The organism is Micromonospora sp. NPDC049559 (assembly GCF_040676675.1).
Lineage (GTDB): Bacteria > Actinomycetota > Actinomycetes > Mycobacteriales > Micromonosporaceae > JBFAPK01.
The window spans coordinates 16,877-34,832 of the sequence record NZ_JBFAPK010000009.1 but is presented as its reverse complement, the minus strand read 5'-3'; the positions used below and the strand labels follow the sequence as shown (position 1 = coordinate 34,832).

18 protein-coding genes are annotated in these 17,956 nt (G+C 66.6%); 9 read left to right on the top strand and 9 right to left on the bottom strand.

Annotated features, from left to right (window positions below; all coding sequences use genetic code 11):
* Positions 1-107 precede the first annotated feature (107 nt).
* The 5 genes from AB0J86_RS13070 to AB0J86_RS13050 form a co-directional block, all read right to left on the bottom strand.
* Entirely contained in the window at positions 108-1,058 is a 951-nt protein-coding gene (locus tag AB0J86_RS13070) for a hypothetical protein (RefSeq protein WP_363856559.1), read from the bottom strand.
* Between the two features lie 6 nt (positions 1,059-1,064).
* The gene (locus AB0J86_RS13065; protein ID WP_363856557.1) at positions 1,065-1,376 is read right to left on the bottom strand and encodes a hypothetical protein; all 312 of its coding nucleotides are present in this window, start codon (positions 1,374-1,376) and stop codon (positions 1,065-1,067) included.
* Positions 1,377-1,426: 50 nt separating this feature from the next.
* Positions 1,427-1,732, bottom strand: coding sequence for a YbaB/EbfC family nucleoid-associated protein (locus AB0J86_RS13060; RefSeq protein WP_363856555.1), 306 nt, complete (start codon positions 1,730-1,732; stop codon positions 1,427-1,429).
* A 254-nt stretch (positions 1,733-1,986) separates the two neighbouring features.
* Positions 1,987-2,424, bottom strand: coding sequence for a GFA family protein (locus tag AB0J86_RS13055; RefSeq protein ID WP_363856554.1), 438 nt, complete (start codon positions 2,422-2,424; stop codon positions 1,987-1,989).
* Between the two features lie 85 nt (positions 2,425-2,509).
* Positions 2,510-3,715 (bottom strand): MFS transporter, encoded by a 1,206-nt coding sequence (locus tag AB0J86_RS13050; protein WP_363856552.1) that lies wholly within the window; start codon positions 3,713-3,715, stop codon positions 2,510-2,512.
* Positions 3,716-3,954: 239 nt separating this feature from the next.
* On the opposite strand from AB0J86_RS13050, the gene AB0J86_RS13045 reads away from it, so the two are divergent.
* Positions 3,955-4,932, top strand: a complete 978-nt coding sequence (locus AB0J86_RS13045) for a helix-turn-helix transcriptional regulator (RefSeq protein WP_363856551.1) — start codon at positions 3,955-3,957, stop codon at positions 4,930-4,932.
* A gap of 738 nt (positions 4,933-5,670) precedes the next feature.
* Here AB0J86_RS13045 and AB0J86_RS13040 read toward each other — a convergent pair.
* Entirely contained in the window at positions 5,671-6,099 is a 429-nt protein-coding gene (locus AB0J86_RS13040; protein WP_363856549.1) for a hypothetical protein, read from the bottom strand.
* Positions 6,100-6,454: 355 nt separating this feature from the next.
* On the opposite strand from AB0J86_RS13040, the gene AB0J86_RS13035 reads away from it, so the two are divergent.
* From AB0J86_RS13035 to AB0J86_RS13020, 4 genes are all read left to right on the top strand, one after another.
* Entirely contained in the window at positions 6,455-8,320 is a 1,866-nt protein-coding gene (locus tag AB0J86_RS13035) for an IS481 family transposase (RefSeq protein ID WP_363856809.1), read from the top strand.
* Positions 8,317-8,697 (top strand): hypothetical protein, encoded by a 381-nt coding sequence (locus AB0J86_RS13030; RefSeq protein ID WP_363856547.1) that lies wholly within the window; start codon positions 8,317-8,319, stop codon positions 8,695-8,697. The genes AB0J86_RS13035 and AB0J86_RS13030 overlap by 4 nt, the downstream gene beginning before the upstream one ends.
* A 449-nt stretch (positions 8,698-9,146) precedes the next feature.
* Complete coding sequence (locus AB0J86_RS13025) at positions 9,147-10,031, top strand: hypothetical protein (RefSeq protein ID WP_363856545.1); 885 nt, start codon at positions 9,147-9,149, stop codon at positions 10,029-10,031.
* 70 nt (positions 10,032-10,101) lie between these two features.
* Positions 10,102-10,641 (top strand): hypothetical protein, encoded by a 540-nt coding sequence (locus tag AB0J86_RS13020; protein WP_363856544.1) that lies wholly within the window; start codon positions 10,102-10,104, stop codon positions 10,639-10,641.
* 96 nt (positions 10,642-10,737) lie between these two features.
* Here AB0J86_RS13020 and AB0J86_RS13015 read toward each other — a convergent pair whose 3' ends face one another.
* The 3 genes from AB0J86_RS13015 to AB0J86_RS13005 all read right to left on the bottom strand — a co-directional run bounded on the left by AB0J86_RS13015 (position 10,738) and on the right by AB0J86_RS13005 (position 13,031).
* A complete protein-coding gene (locus AB0J86_RS13015) occupies positions 10,738-11,097 on the bottom strand; it encodes a hypothetical protein (RefSeq protein WP_363856542.1) in 360 nt (119 codons plus the stop codon).
* A gap of 62 nt (positions 11,098-11,159) precedes the next feature.
* Positions 11,160-11,705, bottom strand: a complete 546-nt coding sequence (locus AB0J86_RS13010; RefSeq protein ID WP_363856540.1) for a GNAT family N-acetyltransferase — start codon at positions 11,703-11,705, stop codon at positions 11,160-11,162.
* A gap of 15 nt (positions 11,706-11,720) precedes the next feature.
* Entirely contained in the window at positions 11,721-13,031 is a 1,311-nt protein-coding gene (locus AB0J86_RS13005; protein WP_363856539.1) for a hypothetical protein, read from the bottom strand.
* 707 nt (positions 13,032-13,738) lie between these two features.
* Here AB0J86_RS13005 and AB0J86_RS13000 point away from each other — a divergent pair.
* From AB0J86_RS13000 to AB0J86_RS12985, 4 genes are all read left to right on the top strand, one after another.
* A complete protein-coding gene (locus AB0J86_RS13000) occupies positions 13,739-14,020 on the top strand; it encodes a hypothetical protein (RefSeq protein WP_363856537.1) in 282 nt (93 codons plus the stop codon).
* Complete coding sequence (locus tag AB0J86_RS12995; protein ID WP_363856535.1) at positions 14,010-14,240, top strand: hypothetical protein; 231 nt, start codon at positions 14,010-14,012, stop codon at positions 14,238-14,240. Before AB0J86_RS13000 ends, AB0J86_RS12995 begins: the two co-directional genes overlap by 11 nt.
* A gap of 341 nt (positions 14,241-14,581) precedes the next feature.
* A complete protein-coding gene (locus AB0J86_RS12990) occupies positions 14,582-15,313 on the top strand; it encodes a GntR family transcriptional regulator (RefSeq protein WP_363856533.1) in 732 nt (243 codons plus the stop codon).
* Between the two features lie 280 nt (positions 15,314-15,593).
* Positions 15,594-17,813, top strand: a complete 2,220-nt coding sequence (locus tag AB0J86_RS12985) for a hypothetical protein (RefSeq protein ID WP_363856531.1) — start codon at positions 15,594-15,596, stop codon at positions 17,811-17,813.
* Positions 17,814-17,956: the final 143 nt, after the last annotated feature.

Genomic DNA, 17,956 nt, shown 5'->3' with positions numbered 1-17,956 from the left:
GGATGGACAGTCAGCACCGGGCCAGATCGTACGCGCCGCAGGTCCGGACACGACGGCCGTCTACCGCGCCCTCGGCCATCAGGCGGTACCGTCACTCGTCGATCCGGTCATCTCGAAACTCTTTCGAGCACCTCCACCGCCACGTTCTTCCCCAGTCCGGTCGCGGTGGCCATGTCCTTGTTCTGCTCGTTGATCTCATCGCCCGCGCCCATGATGTCCTTGACGCTCGGAACCTGAAGCCCGATGTCGAGGGCGGAGCCGACCACGTCCTTTCCTTGTACCACGATCGCGCCGGTCTCCATGACTTCCCGCATCGCTCGCGCGCCCGGGAACAAACCAACGACGTCGCCAAGGACGTCGACCCACTTGTCCCCGTACTCACCGGTGGCGACCATGTCCGCGAGATGGAGGCCCAGGGCGGCACCCCCGCTCAGCAGCGCGATCGGTGCCGCGAACACCTGCAGTCCGGGGATGAGTGCCAACCTGCCCGCCACGGCGGAGACGGCGCCGGCCACGTCGCCCGCCTTCTCCAGCAAGCCCTCGTTCTTCGGCGGTGGCGGTGGCGGATTCGCGGCCGGCGGCGCTTGCGCATTCACCGCCTGCCCGGCGACCAGCGCCTGGAGCTTTGCCGCGACGTCCGCGGCGAACTGCTGCTGCCTGGCCGCGCCAGCCGCGCCGTACATCGGGTTGCCGAGTTGGAGATAGGTCGGCAGGTTGAGGTTGATGTTGTGCACGATGGCGTTCTTGACGTCCGTCAAGGCTTTCGCGTACTGGTCGGCCCTCCCGGCCTGCTGTTCCGCATTCCGCCGCTGGCTCTCCAGCGCCACGGCGCCGTTGCCGATCTTCTCGCCCATCAGCTGCCCGGCCTGGTCCTGCCACGCCTGCTGAGCGGCGCGCCGGGACTCGTTGAGCTCCGTACCGCCGAGCTGGGCCGTCTGAGCGGCTCTGCGCCAGTCGCCCGCGAGCTTCTTCACCTGGTCTTCGTTGTCCGGAGGCCACGGGTTCGAGATTGCCTTGACCGCGGTCCACAGCTCGTTGTTCGGTTCGGCGACGGCCATCCGCGATCACCCCCGGCGGAACGCTTCGCCGCCGCGGGCGTCCGCCGCCAGGTAGCCCCGCACGGCGAGATGGCCCGCCTCCGCCAGCTCCCGAACGCCGCGCGCGATCCTGGCGGCCTCCTCGTTCAGCCGTTGTTCGGCCGGCGCGAACTCGGCCAGGAACCTGGCCCCCATCGGGCCCTGTCCGATACCGGCGGTCCCGCTCGCGACCGCCGCCGACCACCCGGACTGGAACCGGCCGCCCGCGTCACCGACACCGGTCATCGCCGACGTGGTGGCACTGGTGTCCATGTGCACCCCATCCTGTTCGCCCGTCAACACCCTGCCCCTTCGGTCTCGGCCTGCGGCCTCCTACGGCATCGGCTGAGTCAACGGCCTGACGTGACGCTGGGCAGCTCCAGCTGCCGCGTGGTCAGCTCGAACGCTCGCTTGTCGGCCAGGGCCCGCGCCGCACGGTAGGTCTGGGTGACCACCCGGGCCAGGGCCATCGCGTCGGCGTCGCGGTAGATCCGCGGGTCGAGCCTCAGTTCCAGCAGGTCGCCGCGCGCGTCGACCTTTGCCTCGACCAGACCGTCCTCGGATACCGCCACCTCGACGATCTCGGCAAGCTCGCGCTGGATTCCGCGGATCTCGTCGGCCAGCTGCTCGAACCGCACTGGCTCGTAGGTCAGCACTACACGCCGCGTCTCCATCGCCGTCTGTCCTTCCGCCCAGCCGCATCCCGGACCGCCAGTCTGTCCGCGCATATCGGCTCCCGCGGCCGGTGTGGCAGTTTGTGGCCACGGCCCGGAGCGCCGGATCGGCGCCGGGATGCGCTCGACACGCGAACGGCATGGCCGCCCTCGCGATCGTCACGGCCTACCGGACGTCTGGACCATGAGGACGTCGTGACGTGGTGGGGGTGCGGTAATGCCTTGTTGCGGCTGGGTTACTTCGCGTCGCCGTCGAAGCTCGCCCGGTCCGGGTTCGGCTCGATCCAGTCCTGGGCCCGGCGTCGCCAGACCTCGACGGACGGCTTCAGCCCTGAGGGGTCATCGAGGGTGCCGGCCTTGACGATCATGAGATCGGGCCGCTCGTGAAGGAGCGTGAGGATCGGGGTACCGCACTCGCCACAGAAATACCTGTCTCGGAGGTTCCCGTTCTCGACTCCGACGGTGTTGTAGGACTTGGGCGTCCCCTTGATTTCCAGGGCATCGCGCTTCACCATGACGTTCACCGAGAATGCCGCACCGGTGTTCCGCTGGCAGTGTTCGCAGTGGCAAAGGACGACAACCTCGGGCGCTACGTCGAATCGGTAGCTGACCGATCCGCACAGGCAGCGTCCGGTTCGCACACGGGAGTCCGGTGCCGAGTCGATGGTACTCATTTGATGATCTCCCTTATTGGGTTCGCTGGGTTCTCCCGGCGATGGTCTTTTGCGTGCGGCACTGTGGTTGCGATGTGGCGCCGCATCATGCGTTCCGCGGGAAGGCGTGCTTCTTGCCGCCGATAACGGTCACCGCCGCGGCGATCAGGAGGATCAGCGCCGCCCAGGTGATCGACGCGGTGCTCAGGCCCGAGAGCAGGAGACCGCCGATGAGGCCGCCGGCCGCGATGGAGCCGGAGAAGACCGTGATGACGACGGACTGGGCGACGTCGGCGGCTTCACCCGTGGCGTTGATCGCCGCACCGATGAACAGGCTGGGGGAGCTGCCGAACGCGAAGCCCCACGCTGCGACGGCGACGTAGACCAGCACCGGCGCGTTCGCGAGAGCTGCCAGCACGAGCACGCAGGCCCCGAACACCGCGGTACTGCTCACCGTGAGTTTGCGCAGGTGATGGTCGATGTGCGTCCCGACCACGAGCACGCTGAGCACGGAGGTGACCCCGAACGCGAACAGCACCCAGCCCGTCTGGCCGGCCATTCCCGCGTAGGAGAGGAAGTCGGTGATGTACGTGTAGAGGATGTTGTGCGCGACCATGTACGCCGCCAGCGCGAACAGGATGGGGCGCAGTCCGGGGATGACCAGGACCTGCGAGATCTTGAAACGTGTCTCGACCGGCTGTCCCGGCAGGTTTGGAAGGGTCACCAGGACCCATGCCATGGTCGCGACGGTCACGGCAGCCGAGGCGTAGAAGGCGAGCTGCCAGCCGCCGAGGCTGCTGAGCCAGGTTCCCAGCGGGATACCCAGAGCAAGACCGATCGGGGTTCCGGCCAGGGCGATGGCGATGGCACGGCCCTGCCGCCCCGCCGGTGCGAGACGGGCGGCGTAGCCACCGAGGAGGGGCCAGATGAGTCCGGTCCCCAGGCCGGCGACGAAGCGGAGCGGCAGCGTCAGCGCGTAGTCGTCGGAGAGCGCGGTGAGCGCGTTGGTGACGACCACCACGGCCAGGGCGAGCTGCAGGACGCGCTTGCGCGGCCAGGTGGCCGTTGCCCGCGCCAGGGGGATGGCGCCGAGCGCGGTGGCCAGCGCGTAGATTGTTACGGTCTGACCGGTTAGCGAGACGCTTGCACCGAGCGTGCGGCTCATCTCCGGCAGCAGGCCCGCTGGGAGGCATTCGGTGAGGATGCTGATGAAGCCGGCCAGGAACAGGCCAAACAGGGCCTTGCCCGGGATTCGGTTCTGCCGGGCGGAAGCCGGGGTCCGGGATTCGGTGACGGTGACGGTGTTGGTCATGGTGATATTCCAGGAGCGATATGTGGCCCGTCACGGCATCGGGCGACCTGGCTGATGCGGCCAGGAGCCGTGAGGTGGAGGCCCGGGGCAGGGCCACGGCTGGCAAACCGTGGCTCAGGGACATACCGAAGAGTGCTTCGCGCGAACGGCGTCAACCAGACACCCACTTCGTCTACGTCTCATGTGGCTATCACTGGCAGGGACAGGCTGGGCTGCCGAATCCGAGCGATACTCGGAACATGGCATCCCGCCGCGCCGCCCGCAGCGGCCGCTCAGCCGATCCGGAATCGGCTCCGGAACTGCAGCAGGCGCTCGACCCGCGCGCGGAGCTGAGCGAGTTTCTGCGTACGCGCAGGGCCCGCCTCAAGCCGGCCGATGTAGGGCTCACCGATTACAGCCGGCGGCGCCGCGTACCGGGTCTGCGGCGGGAGGAACTGGCGCATCTCGCCGGAGTCTCCGCGGCGTACTACACGCGATTCGAACAGGGCAACGCCCGCAACGTCTCACGCGAAGTGCTGAACGCGATCTCCCGCGTGCTCAACCTCTCCGACGCCGAGCACGCCCACCTGCTGCGTTTGGCCCAGCCCAAGCGGGACCACCGGCAATCCGAACCTCCCCGCCAACAGGTGCGGCCCGAGGTACGAGAGCTGCTGACGGCGATGGAAGGTATACCGGCGTACGTATGGGGCCGCCGCACCGACGTCCTGGCGTGGAACCAGACCGCCTCCGCCCTCTTCGGCGACTGGGCAGCCCGCGCCCCACAGGAGCGGAACTGGGCCAGGATCACCTTCCTCGACCCCGCATCCCGGAAGCTGTTCGCGGACTGGGAGTCCAAGGCGTACGACGTGGTGGGACAACTACGGCTGGGTGCCAGCCTGAACGCCGACGATGCGCTGCTCGCATCGCTGATCGGTGAGCTCTCCATGAAGAGTGAGGACTTCCGTCTTCTGTGGGCCGCTCATGACGTCAAAGAGAAGACGCACGGTACCGTGCGCCTGTCGCATCCGCTGGTGGGCGAAGTGACGCTGCGCTACGAAACCCTCGCGCTCCCCGGCGATCAGGAACAGTCGCTGACGACCTATCACGCCGAGCCCGGCTCACCCTCGCAGGAGGCCCTGCGCCTGCTGGCCAGTTGGGGAGCGGACGCCTCGCAGGAGCGCCCGACGGACCTCGCCGGACTTCCTGCTCCTGAGCGAAGCACACACCGTTCCGCCTGACGGCGCATTCCTGGTCGCCGCCACGTCGCGCCGACCCCGTGCCGCCAGGTCAAACCTCCATGATCGTTGGCCCGCACGCTGGGGCGGTGGCCGCTGGTGCCGTTGGTCAACGTCATTCCGGGGGAGAAGGTCCCGGTTGCGCCGATGAATGTGCGGCTGCCGGGGTGGCGGGTGCCGGGCTCGGTCCTGTGCGCCGTCGTCCTCGCGGTCGCTGCCGGGTGCCTGGGCCGCTGGCGGTCGGCTGTGGGTGTGTCGGCCCCGGTGGGCGTCGACGATGGCGACGTGTGGACTGGCGACGGCGTTCGCCGAGGACCGGTACGTGCCGCAACTGCTGCCGGCGCGGTCAGACCGGTACGGGGGCGATCACGTCGCTGACCTGGGCCGGAGTTCGTGGAGCGGGCGACGGGAATCGAACCCGCACCGTCAGTTTGGAAGATCGTTATCCGCCGACCCGATCTACCCGTTGTGCCTGGTCGTCGGCGGTGTCGTGGTGACCGCTCGTGCCCGCTGGCGACCGTCTACGGCACCGGTTACTGGCCCGTGAATGGCCCGGCCCAGTGGCGCGGTTGGCCGGCGTCGTACGGCTTTCCGCCCTGGCTCTCGGGTCGGGGCGGCTTGCCGTGGCGCCGGCTCACCGTGCTCCTGGACCATGTACTCCGGTGGCAAGCCGCGGAGCGGCGCGGCAGCCGATCGCCCGGCACTCGACGGCGAGCGGCCACCCACGCGATCGTCACGGCGTCAAGGAACAACCCTGTAGGGATCCGCATCGCCGCGAAGCCGCCGCAACTCATTCCAGCCGTCTACGGAGGCGCTAACCCACCGGTCACGTCGAGCGCCGGTCTCGTCCTCAGCCCGGAGCACTGCGGCGGCTTCGATGCTGCCAGGCGACCGGCCGGAGGGCGCATCAAGCTCGCTCCGTATCGTGATCGCTTCCGGCAGTGTCCAGTCCGGGTCCAACTCCGGATGGTTGGTGGAGTCGAGTCCTTCGGCTTCGCCCGCGAGATCCGCCTCGTGAACCGAGACCAGGATCCCCGACACCGGCAGCGGGTCGACTCTGACCCACCGGATACGCCACTTTCCGTTCCGGCGCACTCGCCCCAAGTACTGCTCGATGGGGGTCATCCAGGATAGGGCCATCACGGGTGCGGCTGGATCGAGGTATCGCATGGAGCCAGCTTGAACGGCTCGGCTGGCTGTGCGCAATCGCCGTGAGCCAGGGTGGACCCCGTCTCGGCGATTCCAGTACTCCCTGAGGACCTGCGAGCTGTCGCCAGACGGACCGCGCGGCCGATGCCGGCCGGAGGCCGCCAGCAGGCCAGCGCGAGGCCGGCTGGCGCGCCGCGCTTGCGCGGCGCCTTGATCCAGAAGAGATCGTTTCGGCAGTAGTTGCAGCAACACTGCTGTCGTGTCCCGGTAGATGCTTTACATCTGCGTCCCACCTGATGCTTGACATGATCCTTAGTTGGTTCGTTGATCACGTGTTGTTTGCGGGCATCGCGTGGTCAGGGGGCCGGGATTGGCGCTGGTGGGGTTGTCCGTGGTGGAGCAGCGGTATCAGGCGGTTTTGGCCGTGCTGGCTGGGGATCGGGTGACGGAGGTCGCGGCGCGGTTTCGGGTGTCGCGGCAGAGCGTGCATGCCTGGTTGGGTCGGTATGCCGAGGAGGGGCTCGCGGGGTTGGAGGACCGGTCGCGGCGGCCGGAGTCGTGTCCGCATCAGGCGTCGCCGGAGGTGCAGGCGGCGGTGTGTGAGTTGCGGCGGGCGCATCCGCGGTGGGGTGCGCGGCGGATCGTGTTCGAGTTGGGGCGGGCTGGTTGCCCGGCCGTGCCGTCGCGGATGAGCGTGTACCGGATTCTGGCGCGGCATGGGTTGGTCGAGCCGGTGAAGCGGCGGCGGGGGCGTAAGGACTATCGGCGGTGGCAGCGGGCCGCGCCGATGGAGTTGTGGCAGATGGACATCGTCGGTGGGGCCATGCTGGCCGACGGGTCGGAGGCGAAGGTGGTGACCGGGGTGGACGACCATTCCCGGTATTGCGTGATCGCCAGGGTGGTGCGGCGGGCCACGGGCAGGGCGGTGTGTGAGGCGTTCGCCCGGGGGATGGCCGAGTTCGGGGTGCCGCAGGAGATGTTGACGGATAACGGGAAGCAGTTCACCGACCGGTTCGGCAAGGGCGGTGAGGTGTTGTTCGACCGGATCTGTCGGGAGAACGGGATCGTGCACCGGTTGACCCAGCCGGCGTCTCCGACCACGACGGGCAAGGTGGAGCGGTTCCATCAGACGCTGCGGCGGGAACTGCTCGACGAGGCGGGCCTGTTCACGGACTTGGAGGCGGCGCAGGCCGCGATCGACGTCTTCCGGGACGAGTACAACACCCGCCGACCGCACCAGTCCCTGGACATGGCGTTTCCCGCCGACCGGTTCACCCCGGCGATCGGTGGTGAGGGGCAGCGGCTGGTGCCGCTGAAACTACCCAACACCCTCGCGGCCACGGTCGCGGATCCGCACCTGCCGCCGCCGGTGGCGCCTGTCGGCCTCGCGCCGGCTGACCCCGCTCCGGTGGTACCACCACCCGTGCCGGTCGGGTCTGGGTGGGTTGGTGAGGCGGTCGAGTTCGACCGAGTCGTGCCGCCCAGCGGGAACATGCAGGTCAGCGGCAAACAGTTCTGGCTCGGTCCGGCCCGCTCCGGGGTCACGGTCACGTTCTGGGCCGACACCGACGTCGTCCACCTGATGATCGCCGGCACCAGGCTCAAGTCCTGCCGGTCGCACCTGTCCGTCACCGATTTGGCCGCTCTCCTGCGTGATGGTGGCCGGCGCGCAGGGCCGCCACCGCTGCCGCCGGCTCCGGCAGGTCAGACACCGGGTCCGGTCGAGGTCGACCGGACCGTCGGCAGCAGCGGCTGCGTGTCCTTGGGGCAGCACATGGTCCTGGCCGCGGAGATCCTCGCCGGCCGCCGTGTCGGTGTCCGCGTGGACGAACACACCCTGTCGTTCTTCGACCCAGAAACCCGCGAGCTGCTGCGCACCCGGCCCAACCCGTTCACCCCGGCCGAGGTCGCCCGACTGCGCAGCGCCCGCCCCGCCGGCCCGCCACCACAACCCCGCACCGACCCGGTCCGGGTCCAACGCCGCGCCTCCAACAGCGGCACCATCATGGTCGTCGGCCAGAAGATCGCCCTCGGCCGGATCCACGCCCGCAAGACCATCACGATCGACGTCACCGACACCGAACTAGCCATCCACTGCGACGACGGCACCCGGACCATCCGCCGCACCACCACCGACCCCGTCATCCAAACCAAAGCCCAACGACCCCGCATCCGCAATGGTGACCACGCAGGTAGCCAGGGAATATCGAGACGGCGGCACACGGGGATGATCAACTCATGAGCATCTGGAACGACCTGGGCCTCGAAGAGCGCGTGATCTTGCAGAACGCGCTCGAAGAGGCGTGGCTGAACAACGTGATCGGTGACTACCTCGGCCACGCTGAGCATGGCGGTGCGGTCTGGATGATCAGCAGCGACGAAGACGCCATCCGCCCACTCGTCCCCCGGTTCGCTGCCATCGTCAAGGACATGGTCCAGCAAGACCTCATCGCGCTCATTGACACGGCCCGCCATACCGACTGGGCCAACGCCCCGCACATGACTGACAGCGAGATCGACGCAGCCCTCGCCAACCCTGACACGTGGTTCCCAGCACGGGGAGCCGGTCCGGTCATGCTCATGACCACCGACCACACCGACCGCCTGCTCGGCAGGTGACAGCCGTGCAACTCAACGACCCCGCAAGGTCGACCCGAAGATCTAGATCACCTGTCAAGGATCAGGTGGGACGGATCCGTCAAGCATCAACTGGGACTAGACATTGCAGCAACACTGCGTCAGCCCGGAACCGAGACGGACCTTCTTATACCTTTTAAAAACTGCCTATCCGTTAATTGGACACTTCCGGGATCGACGTCGCTGCTGACTTGTTGCCGATGTTTTGCAGCGTCTTGTGTGTCTATGCCCGACATCCGTCCTTTCCAAGCGAAGGAAATGATCACTAGGTGTTCGTGGGTGGCCTAGCTCGGCAAGGGCTAACACGCCAGCCTGACGAGAGTTGAGAGTATCTGTCGCATCTTGGACACTCTCTGAGATCGCAGGAGTCTGTCTAGCTCCGTAGATTGTTCAGATTAGGAGATCTTCCTACTCCTGGATGGTGAATCTCTGTGACCAAGCAGCGCCGGGTAGTTTTTGCCAGGATCAATCGTCGTAACAACACGCTCGGCATGCGCCCCTTCGCGGTGGACATGCGGGCCCTTGCCGAGAGCCGGCAAACGACGTTCGTGGTGCCAGCGACGCCTGAGCGTCCGGCTCGCGCCTGGTATGCCGCTGACATGCGCCTCGCGATGGGTGACGACTTCATGACCGGCATCCTTGGCTACTCAGTCGTTGATCAAAAGCGGTACTTCGATCTTGGGAGTTGGTCATGGATCAAAGGTGCCACCGAAGACTCCGATGCAGCGTCGCAGGACACAGTCGTCCCTTTCGCAGTTGACTTAAGGGAGCACAACCGCTGGGTGGCCTTCGCTACGACCCAACGGATCCAGCCAGCCAGCTTCCGGCCGGCCCTCGGTGAGGTGCTGTCGGCAGCGGCCCAGAATCTCGGCCTCCTGCCTGCGGACTGGGAGTGTGACCCCGTGGTCTCCCAGCACACAGTTCAGGAATGGATCGAGCAACACCCGAACGTCAAGTTGCTACGCCGCATCGTCAAGTTCTCGAACCCCGGCCGTGACCTGGATGAAGTTCGGGCCAAGATGCGGGAAATGAAGGCAAGGCGGGCAACCGAGGAATATGCCGCCTATCACTCACAAATACTCGATGTCGAGGCTGACGCGTTCTGGGGCAAGCTCCAAGGGTTGGAGACCGGCGACGCGCGCGTTCAGATGGAGTCGCGCGAGGCGCAAGGCGTAGATGCCAAGTTCGACAGTGACACCAAGACTGACGAGACGAGAATCGACGACTATGGGAAAGATCTTGAACGAGGCATGGATCTGGTGCTTCAGGCGCTCGTGGTCTACGCCGGCACGCGGCCGCAGGGGCGCGCGACTTAGGTGATCAAGCTCTACTTCCTGTCACACCCGGAGCGTACATTTGTACTAACGCAGAGGAGGTGTGGCCGGCGTGGCAGACATCAATCGGCACCTGTGGGCGGCGCTCGACTTCAAACTTAGCGAGCTGCTACGCGTGGACCTCGGCGTTGGTGTTGTTTTCGGCGCGACTGCCCTTACCCTGTCGTTCATCTACCCAGATGCTGTTCTGCGGGCCGCACCTGGAGCAATTGGAGTGGTCGGCGTCATCGTCGGGGCCGTCATCGCTGGCATATCCTTCCAGGCAGCCTTTATGGATCAAGCGTTCTTGAGGAAGCTTCGAGCCATCGGCTCTGAGCCAGTTTACTACCTGGCTCCGTTTCTTTTTACTGCGGTGCTGGGTGTGCTTTCGATGCTCTCCCTAATCGTTATGTCGGCCGTTAGCGCGAAGGCCCCCGAAGCCTTGATTGCGCTCATCAGCACACCAACCGCTCTGGTTACGGCGTGGACGATCGCGAGCCTGGTGCCGGGGTTAGCCACGTTGGTGCAGTTTGTTGGCCTGAAGATGGACGCTCTTGACATTCCGGATGACATCGTCACGCCAGAGACGGACCGACGGTCTATGCCTCGGTGACGTGACCTGCAATCCTTATTCGGATCGAAGAACCACTTCGCAGCGGAAGGCGATTGCCTGGCGCGCACACCTGACTACAACCTTGCATGGTCCCGCCTACTTGCCTGCAACTTTGCGTAGCCGTTCCGTAGCAACATAGATGGCTTGTTTTGGACCTGGGCGGCTAGGTCGCCATTCGATGAGGATGGGGCGGATGGCGTCGACCAAGGCGGCAAGATCGTCAAGGGTGTCGACGTCGGGCAGGCTGTTGAGCGCGGAAACCGCGTCAGCGGTGCGGTGGTAGCGACGCAGGTTGATGGTGTCGCCGGGCCAGTTCGGGGAGTCGCGCCACTCCTGCAGGCGGGCGAGAACTTCGGCGGCGGCGGCACGGATGTTGGCGGCGCGCTGCTGTGGTGTCAGCGCGGCTGGCGGTTGTGCGTCGCGGTCGTCGTCCGGGGGCGTGGCTGCGTCGCGCATGTCCGAATGCTACAGACAGCGCGACGCTGCGTGATCTTGCCTCCGCTTAACCAGGCAGACGGCTACCGACCGGTTGGCGGCCATTCGTGGGCGAGGATGGAGTAGAGCTGGGAGTCCCGCCAGGCCCCGTTGGTGTAGACGTGGTCGCGGAGGCGGCCTTCGTACTGCATGCCGAGACGTTTGGCGACGGCGATGGAGGCGGCGTTGTCGGGGCCGATGGCTGCGGTGATGCGGTGGAGGCCGAGGTGGGTGAAGCCGTACTGGATGAGGGTGCGGGCGGCGTCGGTGGCGTAGCCGTGGCCCCAGTGGTCGGCGTTGATGGCGTAGCCGAGTTTGGCGGCCTTGACTCCGGTGAGCCCGAGTCGCGCGAAGCCGATCATGCGGTCCGACGCATCGGCCACGGCGAGGAAGTATTCGGTCCGCGGGTCGAGCTGGGCCCGACTGATCGCACCCTCGATGATGGCGGCGGTCTCGTCTCGGCTGCGGCTGTCGTAGGACAGCCACTGGGTGACCCGGCCGTCGCCGTTGATGGCGTGGGCGTCGGCCACGTCGCCGGGGCGGAGTTCGCGCAGGGTGACGACGTGGCCGGGGATAGTGATCGGGTACATGACGGTGATGGTGCCTTATCGGGGGAGGGCGTTGGCGGGGGTGTGGGTGAAGTGCTCGATGCCGTCGACCAGATCGCGGGCGTCGGTGGCGAGTCCGGCGCGGGTGATGGCCTGGTGGACGCGGCGGACGGAGTGCATGATGCCGTTGATCCGCTGCTCGCCGGGCAGATCCAGGACGGGGGAGAGGGCGTCGGCGGCGCCGTCGAGGTCCCGGGCGGCGACGCGGGAAATGGCGAGGTCGGCGTGTGAGCCGGCCTGGTCGCCGAATGCCCATGCGGGGTCGTGGGGGTCGGCGTAGGCGGTGACGGCCTGGGTGGAGTACCGCTCGGCGTCGCTGGCGTGGTCGGGGAGCCAGGCGAGGGCGTCGGCGGCGTAGTAGAGGGTGCGGGGCTGGTTGAAGGTGCAGATGCCGCCGATGGCGTCGAGTTCGTCGGGGCGTACCCGGGTCCAGGCTTGTTCGGCTTCGGTGATGGCGGCCTTGGCCTGTTCGGCGTTGCCGAGGGCGGCGTAGGCGCGGGCGGCGCTGACGGGGAGCCAGACGGCGGTGGTGCCGCCGGCCTGGGTGGCGTGTTCGCGGCCGGCCTCGGCGTAGCGGACGGCTTCGGCGTAGCGGCCGGCCCAGTAGGCGACGAGGGATTGCATGCCGCGCAGCCAGGCTTGCAGGCCGGGGTGTCCGGCCTGTTCGGCGCAGAGGACGGCGGTGCGGGCTTGCAGCATGGCCGAGTGCGGGTCGGCCAGGTCGTGGGAGACCTTGGCGAGTAGTCCGCTGGTGATGCCGGCGAGGAAGTGCAGGTCGCGGGACTGGTTCGGGGGCTGTCTGCGCTCCAGCAGGCTGAACAGGGTGTCCTGCGTTTCGGCCAGGTCGCCGATGAGGTGGCTGACGGGCTGCTGCGGGTAGGCCAGGGCGAGGCGCTGGACCTCTTCGGCGAGCTGCTGGATAGCGGCCGGGGTGGTGGCTTCCGCGGCGAGCATGGCGTACTGGCGGGCACGGTTGGCGGCCATGGCGAGGATCGTCCTTTCGTCGCCGGCACCGGGCAGCGCCAGGGCGGCGGCCGGCTCCAGCGAGGTGGAGGGGTTGGAAGGGGCCCAGGGCTGCTGCAACTCTTCGACGGGCTTGCCGAACATGGCTTGCAGAGCGCGGCGGGTCGCCGGTGTCGCTCCGGTGATGTCCCGCTCGCCCCGCGCCAGGCGGCCGAGGTGACGGGCGCTGATCGCCGCCCGGGAGTCCAGTCGGGAGAACTCCTCGGCCAACTCCTCGTAGGTGCGTTCGCTCTGCTGGATCAGGAACTCCAGCACCGTTCGGGGTTCGCGCCGTTCCCGGGCCATCGTGTCGCCTTCCTTGCTGGGCTTACATCCACGCTCGCCTACGGCAGGTCCTTACCTCAATGCAGGTCCTTCGGATGTCCGCACCGTGTCCGCCACTGGTCCTGTCTTGGGCCCTCGATAGGTCCGAATGCCTCGATGGACGATCTATCGCGTGAACCGCTCACACAACGTTCCGCTCGGTGACTTGAGGTTATCGCGCTCCCGGCGGCGCACCGGTCCGGCGAACCCGGCTGCGCCGGCGCCGCACGTGATGCGGGTCGTCTCGCCGGCATGCGGCATCCACAGTCGGCGCATACCGGCCGTCGAGCAGGCCAGCTCGGATGTCATCGAGCCTGCGGTCTGTCCGGGCTGCGAGGGACGGGGCTGGCGGCTGGCCAGTCCGCGGCGCGCCTTGCGGTCGCCGGGTGATCCGCAGCGGTTGCAGCGGCGGACCTGTCCGGACTGCGGCGGTACCGGGGTGAGCGGCCCCACGGTTCCCGACCGGGACGAGACACCGGCCGGGTGAAGGCAGCGCCGGGGCGGGTGCCGGGTAGGTGGCCGGTCACCCGACGAGGGGGCGGCAGGGCCGGGCCACTGAACCCCGCCCGCTCCGGCGCTCTCCAGGATCGGAGGCCACCACGTGCGTACGGACGAGATCGAGCAGCCGGGCTGGTATCGGCCTGGTGGCGGGCACACCGGTACGGATCACGGGTCGGAGGTGTCGCGTGGTGCCGAAGCCAGGTGACACCATCATCGTTGACGGGCGGGCGTCCGTGCAGTTCGCCGGTGACCGGGCACTGCTGTTCCGGGTCGTCTCCGTGCCGGACTGGGCGACGTATCACGGCTGGTGCTGGCTGGTGGGGTACGTCTTGGACCGGACCGGCCAGGCGGTCGAGCGACGCCAGATCTTCGTACAGACCGACGGGCTCCGCCTGCCTCCACCTCCGCGCAAGACACCCCCGCCGACGCAAGCTCCGACGGCCCGGCCGGCGGTGCGACGTGGCGTTTGACGTACGGGTGCAACTCGGCCAGGCGCTCCAGTTGACCGCGGATGACCGGCGCCACCCGACCGACGGACCGGTAACGCTGTGGGTGACCGGCGTGCGGCTCGTCGCCAACAGACCGGAACACGACGCGTGGATATGGTTGGAGGGCATGAAGATCATGCATGGCGGACAGCTCGGCGACCGGACACAGGTTCTGGTCCGGGCCTCACGGCTGCGGCCGTAGGAGGGTCGAGCGATGGGCGTTTACCTCTCCCGTATGCCGCCGCAGCGGATACGCGCCGCGCACATCCGCCGGGTCCGCTTCCGGCGGGCCGGATTCGGTCGGCGCGGTCTGGCCGAAGATCAGGTGTACGCGTTCGTTCGCTGGATGGTCGACGAGCTGACAGCCCGCGAGGCCACCGAAGCGGTGCTCCGCGACCAGAACGCCAGACTTAAGCAGGCCCTACGCCAGCGACAGGCCCGGCAGTCGACAAGGAGACACCGGAACGCGGGGCGTTGGACAGACCCTGAGCGGCACAGTTAGCCTCTCGACAAGCCGAGTTGTCGTCTAGGGAGGTGAGACGGGTGCCGATCGAGGTTGCGCCACCGAAGTACGTCACGATCGTCAACGCCGTGCAACAGCGCATCGAAAACGGAACCTACACGCCCGGGGCGATGCTCCCCAGCGAAACCGAACTGATCCGCGAGTTCCGCGCCTCCCGCCCAGTCGTCGTCCGGGCTCTGGACCTGCTTCGACAGGATGGCTGGATCGAAAGTCGGCAGGGCAAGGGCCGCTTCGTGCTCGGCCGACCGGCCCGCGCGGCCGAGCGTGCTCGCGAACGCAGCTACGCCGCCCTGGACACACCCGAACCAGCCGGGTCAACCGTGCTCGCCGCCGAAGTGGTCCCCGCCCCGCCCCGGGCAGCCGCAGCCCTCAACATCGAAGCCGGTACGCCGGTCGTCGCGCGCCGCCGCCTGGTCGTCGTCGACGAACTGGGCCCCGTGGAGCTTGCCACCGCCTACCTGCCGACACAGCTAGCCGAGGGCACCGAGGTCGGCAGCACGGAACCGCTGGCGGAAGGACTGCTGCGGCACCTAGTGGGACGCAAGTCCGTGAAGCTCGACCACGTCGCCGAACGCATCTCGGCCCGGCTCCCCACCAGCGACGAAGCGGACCTGCTCCAGATCGCAGAGACCGCACCGGTGCTGACCGTGCTCCTGTCGATCTGCGACCGCACGGCAACACCGCTGCTCGCTGCCGACGTCCTGATCCCCGCCAGCCGACACGAGCTAGAAGACGTGTACCCGCTCGATTGACCGCAACGATCATTGCCGACAGATGTCGACGTACCGGCTGGAATGCAGAGCCAGTGCCAAATGACATGAAAAGATCCATATGCCAACGAAGCGCGTCGGCCGCCTTGGTGAGCTGCGATCTTCACCGCCAAAGTTCGCTGGTCCGACGATGTCCGTTACCGCAAGATGAGGGGGCGCGCGGCTGTCCCGGTGGACGACGCGAGCAACGCTGGCGGTGTGACCACGACGCTCCAAGATACGGCAGATTTTGTTCGCATGCGCACCGCTACGATCTACAGTCGTGCGCGAAGGGATAGAACAACAGCCTCCGAACCACGCCCTCCTTGTCCGGCTAATCGGCTATGCCTTCAACGGCCTCGCCGGCACTGAGCCGGTCGTTGTGTCCGTCGATAACGACATGCGCGTGCGTCTCGAGCATGGCTGGCGAACGCAGTTCACCCGTTCGGCTGAGGATCTGGGATCTACGGCCACCAAGGCACTGCAGAGCTCGCCGGTGCTGCTGGTCCCGCCGTGGGAGCGTCTCACCAGTCCGCCTCCGGATGGGCTTCCGCTGCGCGCGGTCGAGCAAGTTGCGGTCGCTGCGGTACGACCAACTGGTCCTGATGCGCTTTTTGCTGCTGTGCTGCCCGTCGGAGATTTGGTCAATCAGCTCGATCAAGGGTTCCGAGAGCTGATAAGCAATATTTGGCAACCTCGATTAGTCATATACGCAGAGCACGTCTTTTCCGGGATAAGCCAGCAAGTTCAAGCAGCTGTGGTCTTCTGGCGGCAGAGGCGGCAGCAACCTTCGCCGCTGCTGCTTTTCCGAGTTCCGCGGCATCCGAGACCGGCTGAGGTGGAAGACGACTTCCGCAGCCTGATAGCGCGTGCAGATGGCAGGGGCAGGTTCGGCTACCAATTGCCACAATTACCGGATACTGGCAGTGGCTACTCGTTCGACCTAAATAATCCTGCATATGCAGCCAGGCTGTCCGATCTACGAGTGTGGGGCAAAGAGGTGAGCCTCGGTGCAGCCTTTACCTTTCCGGCCCCGGCGCTGGAACAGAGCCGCGACCGGAACCGGTTGCACGAACAAGCAGCTGATGGTTTGGTACGGGTCGTATCCGGGCGGGATCTACGCCGTGATGGCCGGATCGCGGGACCCGACGACCTCTCCCGATGGGCCGAGGTCGGCGCAACCCACCGGTTGCAGGCCGGCGACCTGCTCATGCGCCGCATGATAGCGCCGAACGCACGTGGTCCGCTCGTTGTCGTGGAGGTCACCGCTGAGGATCTACCCGTCGCGACCGACAATAGCGTGGTAACGCTGCGCCCTATTGCAGCTCTCGATGGCCCACAACGACTGATCGCGGGCCTTTTCTTGCGATCGCAGATTGCCCATGAGTACGTGGTAGCCCACCGTTTCGGCACTCTCTCTCCCACAATATTGAGTAAAATGCCCCTTCCTCAGCCAGACCTGGCTCTGTCTGCAACATTAGAGGGCCTCGAAGCTGCGCGAGAGCAACTGCAGAAGTGGCGGGATGAGGCGGAGGCGCTGCTTACTTCCGTGTTTGAAGACGAGAGCGCAGTCGCGGCAAGGCACAGGATTCTGGCATCCGGACGGCGTCTACGGATGCGCGTAGACGCCGCAGAGCTACTCGACGACTTCGGCTATCAGGTCCGTACCCGCTATCCACACCCAATTGCATACCGTTGGAGTGAGGTGCAGGCTCATCGGTCCCGCGGCGCCTATCGGGCGGCGTACGATGCGATTCTGGAGACGAGCGAGGTGCTTCTGTGCTACGTGGCTCTAGTAGCCATTTCTTTGGCATATGAGGCGGGCCGGACGGTTGGTGCCATGAGCAGCATCCGGAATCGATTGTCCCGCAGCGGCACCAATGGTCCCGGCTTCGGCGACTGGTCCGCTGTCTTGCAGGAGATCGCGGACAGCCGCGCGTTTCGGGGTCTGCCCGACGACAACCCGCTGAACGACGTGCGCCGCGCTTACGCCGACCCGCATGCGACTGCGGCCCGCAAGCGGCTGGCCAGCCGCCGCAATGACCGGTCGCACCTCCGCCGGGTCGACGACCGAGACCTCCCGGGCGCCGTCACTGATGCTTATGCCGACTTGGCGACTCTGCTGAAACAGGCATCATTCCTGACGGATCTGCCCCTAATCCATGTCACCGCGGTCCGGTGGGATGCACTGCACGGCATAGGTCGAGTGGGCTACCAAGAGCTGATCGGTGATAACGTTATCGTACCTGATCGGGGACGCTCGTACGGTAGCAGCGACCTGGAGATCGGCAGTCTGTATGTGGGAACCAGCGACGGTCGCCTTCACTTGATGCGGCCCTTTCTTGTCCGTCGACAGTGCCCGATATGCCGAGGTTGGGAGACTTTTCATCTCGACGCGGCGCCGGATTCCGAATCCGTGACTATCAAGAGTCTTGAACGCGGACATGTAGACAGTGATCCTGACCTGTTTGCAGTGCTGCAGCACGTCGGCTTGCTCGGCTGAGTAGATGCATTGATGGTGCGCGGAGCAACCTTGACTTGTATAGATCTTGCCGTTCCAGGAGATAGCCGTTGAGCACTTTTGGGTTTCGAGGATGTGTAGCTGGCGGCTGGTAGGGGTGCGAAAGCGTACGCATATCGACAAGA